Annotated in this window: 15 protein-coding genes; 12 read left to right on the plus strand and 3 right to left on the minus strand. The window is 51.9% G+C overall.

What is annotated here, in order from left to right; all coding sequences use genetic code 11:
• Positions 1-44: 44 nt before the first annotated feature.
• Both OHJ21_RS23970 and OHJ21_RS23975 read left to right on the plus strand, forming a co-directional pair.
• Complete coding sequence (locus OHJ21_RS23970; RefSeq protein WP_486021355.1) at positions 45-350, plus strand: hypothetical protein; 306 nt, start codon at positions 45-47, stop codon at positions 348-350.
• Between the two features lie 26 nt (positions 351-376).
• The gene (locus tag OHJ21_RS23975; RefSeq protein WP_486021356.1) at positions 377-577 is read left to right on the plus strand and encodes a hypothetical protein; all 201 of its coding nucleotides are present in this window, start codon (positions 377-379) and stop codon (positions 575-577) included.
• Here OHJ21_RS23975 and OHJ21_RS23980 read toward each other — a convergent pair.
• The 3 genes from OHJ21_RS23980 to OHJ21_RS23990 are packed head-to-tail and all read right to left on the minus strand — an operon-like array spanning position 569 to position 3311.
• A complete protein-coding gene (locus OHJ21_RS23980; protein WP_100540101.1) occupies positions 569-1099 on the minus strand; it encodes a chromate transporter in 531 nt (176 codons plus the stop codon). The two genes, OHJ21_RS23975 and OHJ21_RS23980, sit on opposite strands and share 9 nt — an antisense overlap.
• 26 nt (positions 1100-1125) lie before the next feature.
• Entirely contained in the window at positions 1126-1773 is a 648-nt protein-coding gene (locus OHJ21_RS23985; RefSeq protein WP_486021357.1) for a chromate transporter, read from the minus strand.
• Positions 1773-3311 (minus strand): sulfatase family protein, encoded by a 1539-nt coding sequence (locus tag OHJ21_RS23990; RefSeq protein WP_486021358.1) that lies wholly within the window; start codon positions 3309-3311, stop codon positions 1773-1775. The genes OHJ21_RS23985 and OHJ21_RS23990 overlap by 1 nt, the downstream gene beginning before the upstream one ends.
• Positions 3312-3436: 125 nt before the next feature.
• Between OHJ21_RS23990 and OHJ21_RS23995 the strand changes: the two genes are divergently transcribed.
• The 10 genes from OHJ21_RS23995 to OHJ21_RS24040 all read left to right on the plus strand — a co-directional run bounded on the left by OHJ21_RS23995 (position 3437) and on the right by OHJ21_RS24040 (position 17226).
• Entirely contained in the window at positions 3437-4291 is an 855-nt protein-coding gene (locus OHJ21_RS23995) for an AraC family transcriptional regulator (protein WP_100540255.1), read from the plus strand.
• A 75-nt stretch (positions 4292-4366) separates the two neighbouring features.
• Entirely contained in the window at positions 4367-6166 is a 1800-nt protein-coding gene (locus OHJ21_RS24000; protein WP_486021359.1) for a sensor histidine kinase, read from the plus strand.
• A gap of 4 nt (positions 6167-6170) precedes the next feature.
• Complete coding sequence (locus tag OHJ21_RS24005) at positions 6171-7814, plus strand: response regulator (RefSeq protein ID WP_486021360.1); 1644 nt, start codon at positions 6171-6173, stop codon at positions 7812-7814.
• Positions 7815-8010: 196 nt separating this feature from the next.
• Complete coding sequence (locus OHJ21_RS24010) at positions 8011-9582, plus strand: extracellular solute-binding protein (protein ID WP_486021361.1); 1572 nt, start codon at positions 8011-8013, stop codon at positions 9580-9582.
• 33 nt (positions 9583-9615) lie between these two features.
• The gene (locus tag OHJ21_RS24015) at positions 9616-10578 is read left to right on the plus strand and encodes an ABC transporter permease (RefSeq protein ID WP_394058176.1); all 963 of its coding nucleotides are present in this window, start codon (positions 9616-9618) and stop codon (positions 10576-10578) included.
• Between the two features lie 14 nt (positions 10579-10592).
• The gene (locus OHJ21_RS24020) at positions 10593-11486 is read left to right on the plus strand and encodes a carbohydrate ABC transporter permease (RefSeq protein ID WP_100540108.1); all 894 of its coding nucleotides are present in this window, start codon (positions 10593-10595) and stop codon (positions 11484-11486) included.
• 51 nt (positions 11487-11537) lie between these two features.
• On the plus strand, positions 11538-13553 hold the full coding sequence (locus OHJ21_RS24025) for an alpha-L-arabinofuranosidase C-terminal domain-containing protein (protein ID WP_486021362.1): 2016 nt from the start codon (positions 11538-11540) through the stop codon (positions 13551-13553).
• A 229-nt stretch (positions 13554-13782) separates the two neighbouring features.
• On the plus strand, positions 13783-14280 hold the full coding sequence (locus tag OHJ21_RS24030; protein ID WP_326112045.1) for a pyridoxamine 5'-phosphate oxidase family protein: 498 nt from the start codon (positions 13783-13785) through the stop codon (positions 14278-14280).
• Between the two features lie 502 nt (positions 14281-14782).
• Complete coding sequence (locus tag OHJ21_RS24035) at positions 14783-16081, plus strand: hemolysin family protein (RefSeq protein WP_100540110.1); 1299 nt, start codon at positions 14783-14785, stop codon at positions 16079-16081.
• A 77-nt stretch (positions 16082-16158) separates the two neighbouring features.
• Positions 16159-17226, plus strand: coding sequence for a hemolysin family protein (locus OHJ21_RS24040; RefSeq protein ID WP_486021363.1), 1068 nt, complete (start codon positions 16159-16161; stop codon positions 17224-17226).
• The last annotated feature ends 44 nt before the right edge of the window (positions 17227-17270 follow it).

Consider the following 17270-nt stretch of genomic DNA (forward strand, 5'->3'; position numbering starts at 1 on the left):
GGTGCTGCGTAACCGAGTCTTTGCTGGAGGATTATGCGGAAGATATGGAGGTCGCTATTCGCCGGACCGTCCATATTCACGCGCGCGTAGGCTATGCCCAGGGCCCGCAGGTTCCCCATCCCGGGGCGCCTGAATATAGCCGGGAGCTTGCGGCCTTTGAAGCATGGTGGACACGAATTGTCCAATACCGGAGCGAGCAAGGGTTCAGCTATACCAGCATGACGCCTGAATTCGGGCCTGCCCATTCCGGTTACATGCATACGCTGCCCTTCACAGGAGCTCCTGTTACGGATCTATGGGACGTAAACGAGTGGATGGCCAAACGAATTTCTGAACGGATGACACCATAACAAAAGAAACTAAAACAAGCCGGACCATGAAGGTTCCGGCTTGTTATTCGTTCGTTTGGAAAGTCAGCCTTGTCCAATCATTCACGCACGGCCGACAGCCATCCAAGCATGCCCCGGACCACGCACCGTGCGCACGGGGAGCAGGGTGCACGACGTACAAGAAGGAGGACCGTTTGGGTATGCTGTTGAGCCGTCTGTTCCCGCCCCCCTATTACAAATTAGAATAAAACAATGCCGGCAGCGCCGGCCATGAGAAGAATCAACAACGGGTGAAGTTTATACTTCAGCAAGAGAAATAAACAGGCTCCGCAAATCAGCAGCGTAGGAATGAGGCCCCCGATGAGCCCTTCGCCCTCATCGGGATACCCAAAATGAATAGCTGCATATACAATGAGTCCTGTCGTTACGGGACGCAGGCCGTATAAAGAAGATTTTACCCATGGATTGCCCCGCATGCGATAGAAGAGGGCGGAGAGCAGCACGATGACAACCAGCGACGGCAGGATGATGCCCGCGGTGGAGACGGCGGCTCCGATATAGCCGGCCGACTGGTAGCCAATCAGCGTAGCGGCATTGGTGGCGATCGAACCGGGCGCCATGCCGGCCAGCGCCACGGTCTGCTGGAATTCCGCCGTAGTCAGCAGCCCTTTTTCCGCTACCTCCTTCTGAATGACCGGGATTACCGCATAACCGCCGCCAAAGGACACGAGGCCTACACTTATGAACATCATGAACAAGTCCCAATACATGTTTCAATCGCCCCGATTCGTTTCGCTCAAATGTAATATTCCAGTTCCGGGCAGCTGTTGATCCTTGCCTTCTTCTCTGTATTCGCTTGAAGGCCCAGCCGTTTTTTGATCTGAATGACGGCCATTCCGCATAGTAAGCTTAGCGCAATAAGATAGAGGGGGTGCACGCCTGTAAACAGCATCACGGATACGGTGGCAAGGGTGGATATCATTGTCGTCACATCGAAGACGGCATATCTGGCCATCCGGTAAGCAGCGACGGTGATCAACGCAATAACGGCGCCATGCATCCCCTTTAAAGCAGCTTCAACCTTGGGTTGATCCCGAAAAAAAACGGCACCTACGCTGATCAGGATCACGATCAAAAACGTGGGGCATGTCACGCCAAGCACGGCCGAAACAGCCCCGGCAATACCGGCCTGCCGGTGGCCGATCATCGCGGCAGCATTTACACCGACTCCGCCGGGAGCGGAACCGGCAAGCGAGATCAGCTCACCGATTTCCTCCTCGTTTACCCACTTTTTCTTGCTCACCACTTCGCGCTCAATTATGGGCAGCATCGCATATCCGCCTCCGAAGGTGGAGGGGCCGATGCGAAAGAAGGTCCAGAACAGCCGGGCCAGCAGCGTTAACCGTTCTTTCAGACTGCTAAAGTACACGTTTATCCTTTCCATTAGGCGTGATGAATTCTCGGCATCGGCATCGGCTCCTTGCCAAGCTCGGCCCAGATATACTTAAGCAGAAGCTCTGCCTTCAGCTGCTCGTACCCCGGGTCGTCCCATAAATTGCGCAGTTCGCCGGGATCCGCTTCAAGGTCAAAGAGCTCGCCGTAGGTTTGGTTGTAATAAACGGTGATTTTATAGCGCTGCTCGATGTACGTTTTTTGATGAATCGTCGTAGGCTCATGACGGAATTCGCAGAGCGCGTGCTGCCGCGCGGCGTCCGCGTTACCGAGCCACACATCCTTTTGGTCGATGCCCGTCATCGCTGGCGGTATCGGTATATTGCAGAAGGATAGAAAGGTAGGGGCCAGATCGACCAGGGACTGCATCGCATTTGTCCTTTTTCCGGCAGGCATCCGTCCTGGATATCGTGCAATGAATGGAAGCTTGATTAAATCCTCGTAATGGAACCCGCCCTTGGCTTGAAGGCCGTGCTGGCCGAAGAAATGTCCATGATCGGTGGTGAAAACAACGATCGTATCCTCCGACAGTCCCAGTTCATCCAGTTTATCGAGAATGCTGCCGATATATTTATCCATCATGCTGATCATGCCGTAATACACGGCGACCAGCTTCTTCTTGTCGTACTCCGTTAACCTGGATTTCGAGCCGTATTCGTAATAATGATGGGAACGGTAGCCGTGAATGCCGAACCCGGTTTCAGCGAGATGGGAAAAATCCGGATCTTCTTCCTGCGTCAAGCGGAAGTGCGGCGGATTGCGGTCATGCTCACCGGGCGTCAGGGATGGGATCGTGAGTTTTTCCGGATCATACATCGAATCCCATGGTTCCGGCACCAGATATTCCGGGTGCGGGTCGAAGAAACTCGCCCACATAAAGAAAGGGTCATCCGCCTTCTGATATTGGTCCAAAAGCGCATTGGTTCGCTCGGCGATCCAGGTGTTGTAGTGGTATTTTTCCGGGATGGGCCAGGTGTAGGTTTGGGAAGGATCCATGGTTCCCGTAGGCGGCAGGAAGTAATCCCGCCAATGGGCACATCCTTGCTCCTCCAGCCATAGGGCATAATGTTGTCCGACATGGGCCTCATTCGTATGGTTGCGGGCCAGCTCGACGTGATCAAAGCCGTAAAAAGGACCGTGAAAATTCCGCCAATACTCCAAATCCTGAAGAATCGGGTAGGCCTCCACGGATGGGTAATCTTCCGTTGACTTCAACGGCTGAAAATGCGCTTTTCCCACCAGTGCGGTCCGGTAGCCTGCGTCTTGGAAGCTCTCTCCCACGGTATGGCGGTCTTCCAGCAGCTTTGTCCCCAAGGTCCAGGCTCCATGCTGGCTCGGGTACTGCCCCGTAATGATGGAAGCCCGGCTCGGCGTGCAGGTCGGATTGGGGCAATATGCCCGATCGAACGTCGTTCCTTGACGTGCGAGGCGGTCCAGGTTCGGCGTAGAGATTTCAGGCTGAAATGCGCCGATTGTATTCCAATGCTGCTGATCGCTTGTGATTAGCAAAATGTTAGGTCTTCTCGACAAGTGTAATCCCCTCCTAGTATGATGATATTGGAAATAACGGGTTATAAAAATAGCGGGGTGTTATATTTTTATTGTCATTTTGTTATTCTTGATAGAAAAAATGAAGGAAGAGGAGGGGAGCCATGATGCAGGAATACGAATACGAATATGCGGAGTTCATCTATTATACGCCGGGATATTTGGATAAAGAGGAACAGATCTGGCCTGTCCGGGCCGGGCGAAGCATAGCCAAGCCCAATTACAGGGTCGGACCGAAACGAATCGAGTGTTACAGCCTGCATTTTGTACATGAAGGCAGGGTGCGGCTGGAGTTCGAAGACAAACGAGTGGATCTGCAGAAGAATGATCTGTTCTGCCTGTTTCCGGGTCGGACCTATTATTATCACCTGCTTCCCGCGGATACACCGCTTCAGATGAGCTGGTTGGCAGTGGACGGGAACAGGGTCAAGCCATTATTGGAGCTGGCGGGCTTATTCCCGGAAAGCCCGTTCGGCAAACAGATGATATCCTCTAAGGTCAAAGAATCCTCCGAACGCGTGATTGATGCCCTGGCCGCAGTCGAGCGCTGGAAACCGGCGGTATCGCTGGAGCTGCACGGCTTGATTTATGGGCTGCTCGCCGGGATGGTCCCGGATATGGCTTCCGCACAGCCGACGGAACTTGCAGGATGGATTCACGAGTGTTTGGATTATATGGAGCTGCATGCCACCGAGGGAATTTCCGTACAGCAGGTTGCCGAATTCGCGGGGGTGCATCGGTCGTACTTCTCCAATATGTTCACCCATCAGGTAGGAATGCCGCCATTAAAATACCTTCAGCGCATACGAATGGAAAAGGCAAAACGGTTGTTACAAGAAACGGACGCAACGATTACCGAGATTGCCTTGTCTCTCGGCTATCCGAATTTGTATTCGTTCACCAGGGCTTTCAAGATCTATTATAAGGTGCCTCCCATAACCATGCGCGGAGCTCAATGCTAACCGTACGGACGGCCATACATTTTTGTAAACGTTTACGATCGATTTCTTCTGACCTGGAAAAAGGAGACACGCCCCATGAAACTCTCTACGATTCAAAGGTGGATATCACCGAGACGAAGCATTCAAGGGAAAATCTTCATTGCGTTCAGTGCGGTTACGCTCGTATCCATTGTCTCTATTACGGTCATTGTGTATATGAGCATGCGTGAGACGATCATGCAAAATGCGATTACCTCGGTCTCGGACAGCATCAGGCAGGCGGATGAATCGCTGAATATGATGCTAGAAGAGATCGACCGGCTGAACACCGTCGTGGTGACCAACAAAAACACGGTGATTGACACCTTGCTGAGCCCTCATGAAGAAATTAGCTTTGAATGGTTTCAAGAGCAGAAACGGATCGATGAGTTTCTTTCCGTTCTGATCGATTACAAGCCGTATATTTCACGGATTGCCGTGGTCGGTTTGAACGGCAAGGTGTTTTTCTCGGGTGGCCCGTGGCTGGACAAGACGGTTTTGGGGACCGGAATGATGGATTACATGCTCCAGAATGGATCGCGTCATGCGTATTTCAAGCAGACCGGGGTGTCGGATGCCATCACGGTCGGGCGGGAGATCCGGTATAACCGTGAACCGATCGGGGTTGTCATGGTGGATTTGAATTATGATTTCATCCAAAAAACATACGGCGTAAAGCCGACCACCGATAGCATGGTCTATGTACTGGACAAGCAGGGCGGGTTTGTCTATGAGGCCGAATCGGCGCCATCCTTTGCCCCTTCATTCGAGAAGATCCTCAGCATCCATGGGGAGCTCGCAGGGAATGGGGATGCCATCAAGCAAACCATTGACGGCAGAGACTACATCGTCGTCAGCCGCCAATCCGGTTATACGGGATGGACCACCCTGGCTCTGATACCGATGGATTCGCTGCTTAGCGAATCGACAAGGCTCCGTAAATTGTTGGCGGAGGTATCGGTTATCGTCTTTATTGTTGTCCTGATCGGTTCGCTGCAGGTATCTTCCCGAATCACCCTCAACATCCGGAGGTTGAAATCCCTGATGATGTTCGTGAAGGAAGGGAATCTGACGTTCCCGAGAAAGGAAATCAAAGGCAAGGACGAGACAGGGGAGCTTTACAGCGTCTTTATCAGCATGGTGGAGGAATTGAAGCGGCTGCTGGAAGGGATACGGGTCAGCGAGAAGGAGAAGCGGGAGGCCGAGCTAACGGCGCTTCAGGCACAAATTCACCCCCATTTTTTATACAATTCGCTCAACACCATCAAGTATTTGGCCAAGATGAACGGCGTGCCGAATATCGAAGAGGTGTCGGGATCGCTGATTGAGCTCATGCGCGGCGTTCTGGGCAATTCGAGCGAATTTCTGACGGTGAGGGAAGAGCTGGATTATGTTGAACGCTATATCTCGATCATGAAGTACAGGTATATGGAGCCGATCCGAATGGTTACCCAGATCGAGGACGACGTCTTGCTGGAATGCCGGGTGCTGAAGCTGATGCTGCAGCCCCTTGTGGAGAATGCCATCATTCATGGAATCGGATTAATGGAGCAGGAAGGGCTCGTGCTGATTCGCGTATGCGATGAGGGCAGCGACCTGAAGATTGAAGTGATTGACAATGGCAAGGGCATAACGGAAGGGCAAAGGGCGCACCTGCCGGGCGAGACGGGCAAGAAGGGAGAAACCTCCCGTTTTAGCGGAATGGGCGTGCGCAGCGTGCATGAGCGGATCGTTCACATGTACGGCGATTCGTACGGCGTCAAGTTGTACAGTGAACCCGGTTTATATACGAAGGCGGAGATCCGGCTGCCGAAAAAAATGGAGAGTACGGACAAATCCCGACAAGAGGTGATATAAAGCCATGTTTCAAGTGCTGCTCGTTGATGATGAGCCGCTCGTGCGGCATGATCTGCGAACGTTATTGGACTGGAATGAGCATGGATTCGAATTATGCGGCCAAGCGCATAACGGATTAATGGCCTTGGCCATGATTGAGCAGTCTCCCCCGCATATTGCGATTATTGACGTGAATATGCCCGAAATGAACGGCGTAGAGCTCAACCGGGCGATTAAAGAACGATTTCCACTTATTCAGACGATTATGCTCAGCAGCTATGATGATTATGACTACGTGCGGGAGTGTCTGAAGAACGGCTCCATCGATTATCTGTTGAAGCATCGGCTGGACGGTGCAGCGCTGGTCACCCTGTTGAACAAAGCGGTACTGGAGTTGCGGCAGGAGGATCGGTTGCTGGATGAACGCATGGCTCACGAGGCCGTGGCCGAGAGGCTGAATCCCGTGCTGATTCGGGATTATATCGTGTATCTCGCTAGCGGGCGGAAGGATGCAACCATGGAGGTTGAGGCTTTTTCACAAAAAAATCGCCTGTACACCCACGCGTTAAGCTATGCGGCAGCGGCTGTGCAGATTGTTCCGTTCCTGCTGCTGACGGAGTCATACAGCGACGTGCAAACGAACCGACTGGTTCAGCAGGTAGTCGATATCATGCAGCAGAGTTTGGGCGATATTCAGGAGCGGACGGCGGCTTACGTGGAGGATGGAAGGTTTATTGTCGTGTTTGCGTTCGAGGAGCGGAGCGAACATGCCATAAAGAACGAGATAGCCGGACAGATGAGAAAGCTTCAGCATGCGATTGAGCTGTTCCTTAATTTAAAATGCGTGGTCTCCGTCGGACATGTATGCACCAGCTTGTCTCAACTCGGCTCAAGTTATAGCTCCGCTGAGCGGGTGCTCGATGCTTCCACGGCGGAGTCGACCGGAAGCAGTGCCGCTCCAAGAATACCGGGCCGGGCCGGCGGACTTGCTGGCGGAAACCCTAAGCGCGTATCTTTGACGATCGAGGAACACAAACAGCTTCTGCTTTCGATTGAGAGGCTGGACGTCGAAGACGTGCATGGGTTAATCTCCTCCATCTTTGCTTCGATCCGCCATCTGCCGATCCATTCGCATACGGTCCAGATGGTCGTCAGCGAGCTCATGTTAACCGGGGATAAGGCATGGAAGACATGGATGCCATCTGCGGAAAATGCGAAGGAGAAGATTCCTTCAAGAAGCGAGCTCGGAAGAATCGGCAGTGTTGGGGAGTTAGTGTTATGGCTGCAATCCTACTATGCGGGCTTGCTTGGCCTGCTGAAGCAGCACCGTGCAGCGGGTCCGTATTCCCGGCATGTCACGCAGGCCGTTCATTTTATTCTGGAGAGGTATCCGGGTTATGTCACGCTGGAGCTTGCCGCCGGCGCAATCGGCCTGAACTCTTCTTATTTAAGCAGAATCTTCAAGGAAGAGACGCAGCGGACGTTCTCGGAGTATCTGAATCGGGTACGGATCGATGCAGGGCGGAAGCTGCTGGAGAGCGGCAAATACTCGATCAAGGAAATCAGCAATCAAGTGGGTTTTACGACCCATAACTATTTTTTCAAAGTATTCAAGGAAATAACGGGGGTAACCCCGCAGGAGTATTTGAACCGCTTGGGAAGAGGATAGGCTAAAAAACCCAGTATTCGGATCGGCAGGAGACCGTGCAGGGAACCCGCCTTTCAAGAACCGTAAAATATGTGGAGTAAATGGTCATATTTTTGTAATGGGCCGTCTTGAAGGGTGGATTATAATAATCACACACCAGGCGGTAAACGCTTACAAACGCGCTTGGTGAATGAAGAGATATGGGGGTCGCTTATTTATGCGTAAACGCTGGGGAAGAAACGCGGTCATCACGATGCTCGCTTCCAGCTTGATGCTGGCCGGATGCAGTTCCGATGGAGGTTCGAAGAAAGAAGCTGCGCCCGAAGGTACAGAGAATGTCGTTCATGCTACAGGGTTTCCGATTGTAGAGCAGCCCGTGGATCTCAAGATGTTCACCCGGATTGCACCCGTGAACGGTCCGTTCAAAGAGATGCCGGTGTTTCAGGATTACGAGAAATTAAGCAATGTGAAGGTCGAATTCATTGAAGCGCCGACGGACGGTTTCCAAGAGAAGAAAAATCTGTTGTTTGCCTCCAATGAGCTGCCGGATGCCTTGTTCCGTTCCGGCCTATCGCCGCTGGAAGCCGTTCGCTACGGATCGGCAGGCCAGTTGATTCCGCTGGAAGGCCTTATCGATGAATATGCGCCGAATTTAAAAAATTTGATGGAGCAATATCCCGAAATTCGCTCGGGCATCACGACGCCGGAGGGGCATATTTATGCGGTTCCGGGCATTGTGACGCTGGGCGCGGCGCGGACGGATAAGAAATGGATCAACCAGATGTGGCTGGAAAAGCTGAATCTGGAGGTGCCGGAGACGACGGACGAACTGTACGAGGTGCTGCTTGCCTTCCGCGACGGGGACCCGAACGGCAACGGGAAGCAGGATGAAATTCCGATGACGGCCCGAGTCGGATTGGCGGTCGTTGCCGCGATGAGCGGCTCATTCGGTCTGGATACGCAGCTCGGATACAACATCAATATCGAAAATGACAAAGTGAGCATCTGGATGGGGAGCGACAAGAATAAAGAGATGCTGATGTATTTGAACAAGCTTTACAAGGAAAAGCTTTTGGACCCTGAGATATTCTCGCACACCGAAGCGCAATATTTGGCCAAGCAGGGGTCGGGAAATGCAGGATTCTTCTTTGACCAGACCAACAATAACTTCTTGTCGATCCAGGACCAATATACCGGAATTGCGCCTCCGGCTGGCCCGAACGGAGATCGGATGCAGAGCCAGGCCTTGCCGATTGCGCGGGATTTTGGAGCCTTTGCCATCACGTCCATTAATAAATACCCGGAAGTCACGATGCGCTGGATCGACTATTTCTATAGCGACGAAGGATCGACACTTCTGAGGTTCGGCAGGGAAGGGGAACATTATGAACTCAAGGACGGGATTCCGTTCTATACAGAAGATTTCCTGAAGGATATCAGCAATCAGGCCAAAATCACGCCTTACGCCGGGGGAGGGGCACCTCATCTCATCAGTGAGCAGGTTGCTTCTTTCATCAATCCGCCGCAGGTACAGGAGGCGCAGCAGAAGCTGGATCCGTTCATGCCGGAGGTTCGTTATGCGGCTCCGATGTTTGACGAGCAAACCGCGCAGCAGGTCAACATTCTGCGCAACGACATCGACAAATATTACGAAGAGCAAAGCACGAAATTCATTGTTGGCGCGCTTAGCTTCGACAAGTGGGGAGAATTCCAATCCACGCTCAAGAAGATGAAAGTAGACGAGCTGGAGAAATTGTATCAGGATGCCTATGACAAGATGCAGAAATAATGCTGCTACATCATGGATAAGGAGTGGATGCCCATGAAGCGTGTCAAAGCTGATACATCAATGGCTCTGCCTCGAAGCGATTCGAGGCGGGGTTCCCGCCTTTTAAGGCAAATGGCCAAGCGATATGACCTGTATCTCATGCTGCTTCTGCCAATCATCTGGTATCTGGTCTTTCATTATGGTCCGTTGTACGGGCTGCAAATCGCGTTTAAAAATTTTAATCCGGCAAAAGGTATCCTCGGCAGCAGCTGGGAGGGCTTCGGGCATTTCGAACGCTTCTTTGATTCGTATTATTTTTGGCGGCTGCTGTGGAATACGCTGTCCATCAATTTGTTTTCCTTGTTGATCGCCTTCCCGATTCCGATCTTGCTGGCGTTGATCATCAATGAAATACGCAACAAGACTTTCAGCAAATGGCTGCAGAACATTACGTACATTCCGCATTTTATTTCGGTGGTCGTGATCGTGGGCATTCTGAACGTGTTCCTCTCGCCCAATAGCGGTCCGATCAATCTGTTGATTGAGGCCGTCGGCGGTACGCCGATTCGTTTTCTTGAGGAAGCCGGCTGGTTCAAGACCATCTTTATCGGCTCTAACATATGGCAGAACATGGGGTGGCAGTCCATTATCTATATTGCGGCGCTCAGCGGGGTGAACCCGCAGCTCTACGAGGCGGCCAAGATGGACGGGGCGTCGAGGCTGCGGCGCATCTGGCATATCTCTTTGCCGGGAATCGCGCCTGTCGTTATCATTTTGCTTATTTTGGATATCGGCCATTTCATGAACATTGGCTTTGAGAAAATATTGTTGATGCAGAACAACTTGAATCTGGAATCGAGCGACGTCATTTCCACGTTTGTCTACACGACAGGCATTTTAAAGGGAGAATACAGCTACACGGCAGCAATCGGGCTGTTTAATTCGGTCATCAATCTGATCCTGCTGCTGTTCGTGAACCGGGTTGCGCGCAAGACGTCGGAGACAAGCTTATGGTAAAGGGGGGACGTGCCATGTCCAAGCCGTCGACAGTAAAAGAGGCCGCGAATGAACGGGTATTCGATGTCATCATATATGCGATCGCCGCGATCATTATCGTCATTGTGCTGTACCCGTTGATTTTTATTGTCAGCGCTTCGTTCAGTGATCCGACAAGGGTATTGAACGGCGAGGTTTGGCTGCTGCCGAAAAGCGTAACGCTGGATGCTTACACGAATATTTTGCAGAACGAAAAGATTTGGACGGGATATCGCAACACGATTTTCTATACGATCGTTGGCACAGTGATGAATATTGTGATGACGATTTTGGCGGCCTACCCGTTATCGAGGCCTGACCTTCCGGGGCGTAATGCGATCATGGTGTTTATCACGCTGACGATGTTCTTCAGCGGGGGCTTGATTCCAACGTATCTGCTGGTCAAGGATTTGGGAATGGTCGATACGATGTGGGCGCTGATTGTCCCCGGCGCCATTGCGACTTACAATCTGATCGTGATGAGGACCTATTTCCAATCGAGTATTCCCTGGGAGCTGCAGGAGGCCGCCCATATCGACGGCTGCTCCAATTGGAGGCTGCTTTTCAGTATCATTCTGCCTTTATCCAAGCCGATCCTGGCCGTCATGGTGTTGTTCTATGCGGTCGGCCACTGGAATTCGTTCTTTAATGCACTCATATACATCCGAAACGAAGATCTGCACCCGCTTCAGCTTGTGCTGCGCGAAATTCTGCTGATCAGCCAATCCGATGCCGTGGACGGCAGCGTTGGACTGGAGGATAAAATTTTGCTTGCCGAAAGCATCAAATACGCGGTCATTATCGTCTCCAGTTTACCTGTCCTGCTGATGTATCCGTTCGTGCAGCGGCATTTCGTTAAAGGCGTCATGATTGGCTCGATTAAAGGGTGATGCCGACATGATTGCACGGCTCAGCCTAAAATTCCATGGGAGGTTATATTCTTGAATACGAACGCAACGATTACCATTGATTGCAGCCGCAAGAGCGAGCATGAGATTAATCCGTATCTGTTCGGTCATTTTGTGGAGGATATCCGGGACCATATGGAGGCGATGCTCGCGTTTCCGCTGAAGGACATGGATTTTGAAAGCGATGCAGAAACGAAGACACCGGTATCGGGAAGCTGGCGCGCCTATACCAACGGGCGAAACACCGGGTACGCGATGGAAGCCCCGGCACCCCGACATTCGGGACGCGCCCAGCGCATCCGCATCCTGAGCGATGACGAAGCCTATGCCGGCATTGCGCAGAAAGCGGCATTAAAGGGTCCGATGAAGTATACGGTCCGGCTTGTTGCCCGCGCTTCCATTGAGCTTCAATACGTAACGGTCGATGCCGTGGACCGGCGCACGGAAGAAACGCTTGGACAGCTTCGCATAGAGCTGGCAAGCCACAACTGGCAGGAATACGAGGGAGAGCTCTCCATAACACGCGCTTGCAGCGATGCCGAGATCCGGGTGTATGTTCCGGCCGAGCATCCAAGGTGGATCGACCACGTATCCACCGGCATGCTCTGGATCGATCACGTGTCCCTGCTGCCGAACGATAGCATCGCCATGGTGAAGCGTGAAGTGATCGAGATGACAAGAGAGCTGAATGCGGGCATGATGAGGCTCGCAGGCAATTATATCAGCGCTTACCATTGGGAGCATGGCATCGGCCCGGTCCTGGAGAGACCGGTCATGTACAACGAGGCTTGGGGAGGATGGACCAGCAAATATTTCGGCACGGACGAATTCATCCGCTTTTGCCGCGAGCTGCAGGTGGAGCCCCTGATTTGCGTGAACGACGGATCGGGTACCCCTGAAGAAGCCGCACAGTGGATCGAATACTGCAACGGAAGCGCGGATACGCCGATGGGGGCTTTACGTGCCCAAAACGGCTTCCCTGAGCCGTATAACGTCAAGTATTGGGAAATCGGTAACGAAGTATGGGGCCAATGGCAGGTCGGCACTTGTACAGCAGAACGGTTTGGCGAGCGGACGATATCGTTTGCCAAGGCCATGAAGGAGGCGGACGCTTCCATCGTGCTGCTGGCCTGCGGTCATTACGACCAGGAATGGAACCGGACCGTGTTGGACCTGGCAGGCGAGTATATGGATTATTTGACACTGCATTTGTATCACGGCTACGGACCTTTCGGCATGAACCGCGAAACGCCGGCGGAGGAACGTTATAAGGCGATTGCCTCTTATCCCGAGTGGACCCGGCACCATATCCGTCAGACGACGGAGCTGATTGAGTCCAAGGCGAAGCACAGCCACGTGAAGCTGGCGATCACCGAATATAACACGATGTACTATCCGAATACGGTGCGAAAAGGGCTGCCGAACGAGCACACGTTAGGAGCCGCGGTGGCTAATGCCGCCAACCTGAACGAAATGATTCGCTGCAGCGACATGGTGCATATCGGCAGCTTCTCCGATCTTGTTAATGGCTGGCTCGGAGGATGCATACGTGTCGGGGATTACTATGCGGATCAGTATTGCGGCAAGGAGCCCGGATGGAGCGGGCTTCCGCTCACGATATACGGGACGCCGACCTATGAAGTGTTAAAGCTTTACGCGAATCGGGATGTTCGGCGTATTCTCCCCGTCCAAGCGGAATGCGGAACTTTCTCCGTGGCATCAAGCAAGAAGACGCCGATGGAGCTTGATGCGCTTCCGGACCTGGACGTTGCGGCCGGGACGAATGGCGACGGCAGCAAAGTCACCGTATTTATCGTGAACCGAAGTCTGGAGGAGGTAAAGGCCGTACTGGATTTGCAGGCCTTCGAGGCTTCCGGGGAAACGATTCTTTATGAGATCACCGGCAATTCTTACGATGATATTAACTCCGTATTCCAGCCGGATCATATTGTGTGCAAAGAAAGCAGGGTGCCGGCAGAGGCATGGCGCCAAGGTTACAACTTGAGGCCTTCATCCGTTTACGCGCTTGAATTCAAAGCGAGTGTATAGCGGCGGAAGGTACAGAGAAATGATGTAAGCTCCATAACAAATCGCTGCACCAAAAAAGTCGGACTGCGCTGGCAGTTTCGGCTTTTTTGGCGCAGGCGATGGTTCAGGTTCTACATAAAGTCATGAGTGAATGAGCCTGCAAAGAAAAACGGAGTCTTACATGATTCATCGTTTAACTTATTTTGGGGAAGTGTAAATAGAGACTAAACACAAGGATGGGGTGATTGAGATGTCAAACGAAACCGTAGTGAACCAGGAAGCGGTCGAGACCGTGAAGGATATTATCAAGGATATCGAAACGGCGATGTTCTCCACGATATCGGAGGGCGGGATCAATTCCAGACCGATGCAAACGCAGGATATCGAATTCGACGGCGATTTGTGGTTCTTAACGAAGAGGGATACCAGCAAATATCAAGAAATTATGGCCAATCCCAACGTCAATGTCGCTTATGTCGGCAAATCCTATGTATCGATTCGGGGAACGGCCGAAGTCGTGGATGACCTTGAGCGGAAAAAGGCGCTTTGGAATGCGGCATATGAGAAGTTTCTGCAAACGTCCTACGACGATCCCAACATGATTCTGATCAAGGTGGATACAGATACTGCGGAGTATTGGGAAACCGGAAACAAAACGAAAACGGTCAAAGCCTTCTTCAAGAAAATGGTGGGCCAAGAGCCGAAGGGTGACTCGGATATAAACAAAACCGTAGATCTCCATGGATAACGAAATACGTAACAAGATAATGGAAAAACCGCAGGATCCAGTCACGATCCTGCGGTTTTTTCCTGTAAGTTGAACCAGCCTGCACGGATCCCACCAGGCGAATGCCATTATGGTTATGAATGGATGAACAATAGATGAAGCGTACATTTTAATACATAACAGGGCATATTTAGTACCACGTAGGAATATACCTCATCAAACAAGTGAGAATTATGTGAATTCGTGCTGGAATCCGCCCTCAAACCATAACGTGCAACTGGATGGTTTGAGGGCTGCCATGATATAATTTTTTCATAAATATGAAAAATAGATTCCAGGAGAGGAGGTAGTACATTGGGAAGGCGTTATTGCAAATGGATCAAATTGCGGAATTAGGCGGTAATATTTTCAGCGAACTACCTCTTTTTCATGGAAATATCGTATATAGACATGACCTGTTCAGATGCATAACCTATGGCCTTTAATTCAATCTGGAGGTGAATCCCTCTGAAGAGGGAAATCATTGGACATTATTACCATCACTAATTTAATCATACTTGCCATACTGATAGCGTTGACCGCTTTTTTCGTAGCGTCCGAGTTTGCTGTCGTTAAAATCCGCATGTCGCGGATCGATCAATTGATAACGGAAGGAAACAAAAAGGCGGTTGTTGCCAAAAAGGTAGCCGGGGATCTTGATTACTATCTCTCGGCCTGCCAGCTCGGCATTACAGTGACGGCGCTCGGGCTCGGGGCCATCGGCAAGCCGGCCGTTGAACGTTTCATGTACCCGGTATTCGATTGGTTTGACGTATCGGCTTCAACGGCCTCGATTGCCTCTTACGCCATTGCGTTCATTCTCGTGACCTTTTTGCATGTCGTGGTGGGGGAGATGGCGCCCAAGACCTTGGCTATTCAATTCTCGGAAAAGATGACGCTGCTCCTTGCAGCCCCGCTGTATTGGTTCGGAAAGCTGATGTATCCGTTCATTTGGGCGTTAAATGGAGCCTCGCGCGTGCTGCTTCGTTTGTTCGGCGTGAAACCTGCGCCGCATGAGCAGGCCTACTCGGAAGAGGAACTGCGCATTGTCATGGCACAGAGCTTTCAGGGCGGCGAGATCAATGAGACCAAGCTGGCTTACATGGAAAACGTATTTTCGTTTGATGAGCGTGTGGCCAAAGACATTATGGTACCGAGAACGGATCTGATCACCCTGGATAAAGGCATGAAACACCCGGACATCGTCCGTATCCTGGATGAGCACAACTATACGCGGTATCCTGTCATCGAGGATGGCAGCAAGGATCGGGTGGTTGGCGTCGTCAACGTGAAAAAGATGCTGCCCCACATCGTGGCCGGACGAGACCGCAAGCTGGAAGAATTCGTTCGGGATCTCCCGGTCGTCCTTGAAATTACGCCGATCCAGGATGCCATGCTGAAGATGCAGCAGGAGCAGATGCATATGGCTTTGGTGATTGATGAATACGGAGGTACGGCGGGGATTCTGACCCTGGAGGATATCTTGGAAGAGATCGTCGGGGAAATTCGCGACGAATTTGATGAAGATGAAGTAGCGGATATCCGCATGATCGGTGAACGCGAATACCTGATAAGCGGACGGGTTCTCTTGGAGGAGCTTGAGAAGCGCTTCGGCTTGGTATTCGAGAATAACGAGGAGATGGATACGATCGGCGGCTGGATACAGTATCAGAAAGGCACGACGGCTCAAGACGGCGATGAGATCCAGCATGGCGAGCATGTATGGGCCGTAGCCGAAACGGACAATTTCCAGATCAAACACGTCATTCTCAGACACGGGTGATCAAGGGCATAGCGTGATCCCGTGCACATTCAGACCATAACTTTTTTGGAGGTGAATCCCTCGCCAGAGGGAAATCATTGGACGGAATAATCGTGTTAAATTTATTTTTGGTAGCCGTGTTTATAGGACTGACTGCATTTTTCGTGGGCGCCGAATTCGCCATATTGAAGGTGCGGCTGTCCCAGATCGATCAATTGATCGCAGAGGGGAATAAACGGGCGGTCACGGCCAGGAAGGTAGCCCATGAGCTGGATTACTACTTGTCCGCTTGCCAGCTTGGAATCACTATTACGGCCCTCGTGCTCGGCGCGCTGGGCGAACCGACCGTCGAAAGAATGCTGCACCCGCTGTTTGAACGATTCGACGTGCCGGCGGCGGTGGCAACGGTACTCTCTTATGCCATTGCCCTTGGGATCATTACGTTCCTGCACGTTGTCATCGGGGAACTGGCACCTAAAACACTAGCGATCCAATTTGACGAGAAAATGACGTTACTGCTGGCACCTCCCTTGTATTGGTTTGGGAAGATCATGTATCCGTTTATCTATGCACTGAATGGAGCTTCACGTCTGCTGCTTCGATTATTCGGCGTAAAGCCCGCAGGGCATGAAACGGTCCATTCCGAAGAGGAATTGAAGTGGATCGTGGATCAGAGCTACGAGAGCGGCGAAATTAACCAAACCGAGATGGGGTATTTGACCAATATATTTGCTTTTGAGGAGCGCACCTTGCGGGAAATCATGGTCCCGAGAGATCGCATCGTCACGGTAGAACGAGGGTGGCCCCTTGCCAATATCCTGGAAGTTCTCGGGGAGTACGACTATACCCGTTACCCGGTGACGGAAGCGGGACGCACGGAGGATTTCATCGGGTTTATCCATACCAAGGAGATGCTGACGGGCATAGCGGCCGGAAGAAACTGCAGCGTGAATGACTTTATTCATGACATGCCGCGTTTTCCGGAATCATCTTCGATCAAGGACGTCCTGATCAAGATGCAGCAAATCCGTGTGCATATGGCTATTGTCGCGAACGAATCCGGCGCGGTGATCGGGCTGGTGACGATGGAGGATATTCTGGAGGAAATCGTGGGCGACATTCGGGACGAATCGGATCGTCACGAGCTGCAGGGTGCACAGGCCTAAGCGATGGCGAACTAGCATCGGGCACGATCTAAGAATAGGAAAAT

It is taken from the genome of Virgibacillus sp. LDC1, from assembly GCF_025792345.1.
Classification (GTDB): domain Bacteria; phylum Bacillota; class Bacilli; order Paenibacillales; family Paenibacillaceae; genus Paenibacillus_AQ; species Paenibacillus_AQ lautus.

Excerpts from the sequence above, each read along its gene's own strand:
- OHJ21_RS23970 (WP_486021355.1), top strand. The coding sequence starts at position 45 with ATGGAGGTCGCTATTCGCCGGACCGTCCATATTCACGCGCGCGTAGGC.
- OHJ21_RS23975 (WP_486021356.1), top strand. The coding sequence starts at position 377 with ATGAAGGTTCCGGCTTGTTATTCGTTCGTTTGGAAAGTCAGCCTTGTC.
- OHJ21_RS23980 (WP_100540101.1), bottom strand. The coding sequence starts at position 1,099 with ATGTATTGGGACTTGTTCATGATGTTCATAAGTGTAGGCCTCGTGTCC.
- OHJ21_RS23985 (WP_486021357.1), bottom strand. The coding sequence starts at position 1,773 with ATGGAAAGGATAAACGTGTACTTTAGCAGTCTGAAAGAACGGTTAACG.
- OHJ21_RS23995 (WP_100540255.1), top strand. The coding sequence starts at position 3,437 with ATGCAGGAATACGAATACGAATATGCGGAGTTCATCTATTATACGCCG.
- OHJ21_RS24000 (WP_486021359.1), top strand. The coding sequence starts at position 4,367 with ATGAAACTCTCTACGATTCAAAGGTGGATATCACCGAGACGAAGCATT.
- OHJ21_RS24005 (WP_486021360.1), top strand. The coding sequence starts at position 6,171 with ATGTTTCAAGTGCTGCTCGTTGATGATGAGCCGCTCGTGCGGCATGAT.
- OHJ21_RS24010 (WP_486021361.1), top strand. The coding sequence starts at position 8,011 with ATGCGTAAACGCTGGGGAAGAAACGCGGTCATCACGATGCTCGCTTCC.
- OHJ21_RS24015 (WP_394058176.1), top strand. The coding sequence starts at position 9,616 with ATGAAGCGTGTCAAAGCTGATACATCAATGGCTCTGCCTCGAAGCGAT.
- OHJ21_RS24020 (WP_100540108.1), top strand. The coding sequence starts at position 10,593 with ATGTCCAAGCCGTCGACAGTAAAAGAGGCCGCGAATGAACGGGTATTC.
- OHJ21_RS24030 (WP_326112045.1), top strand. The coding sequence starts at position 13,783 with ATGTCAAACGAAACCGTAGTGAACCAGGAAGCGGTCGAGACCGTGAAG.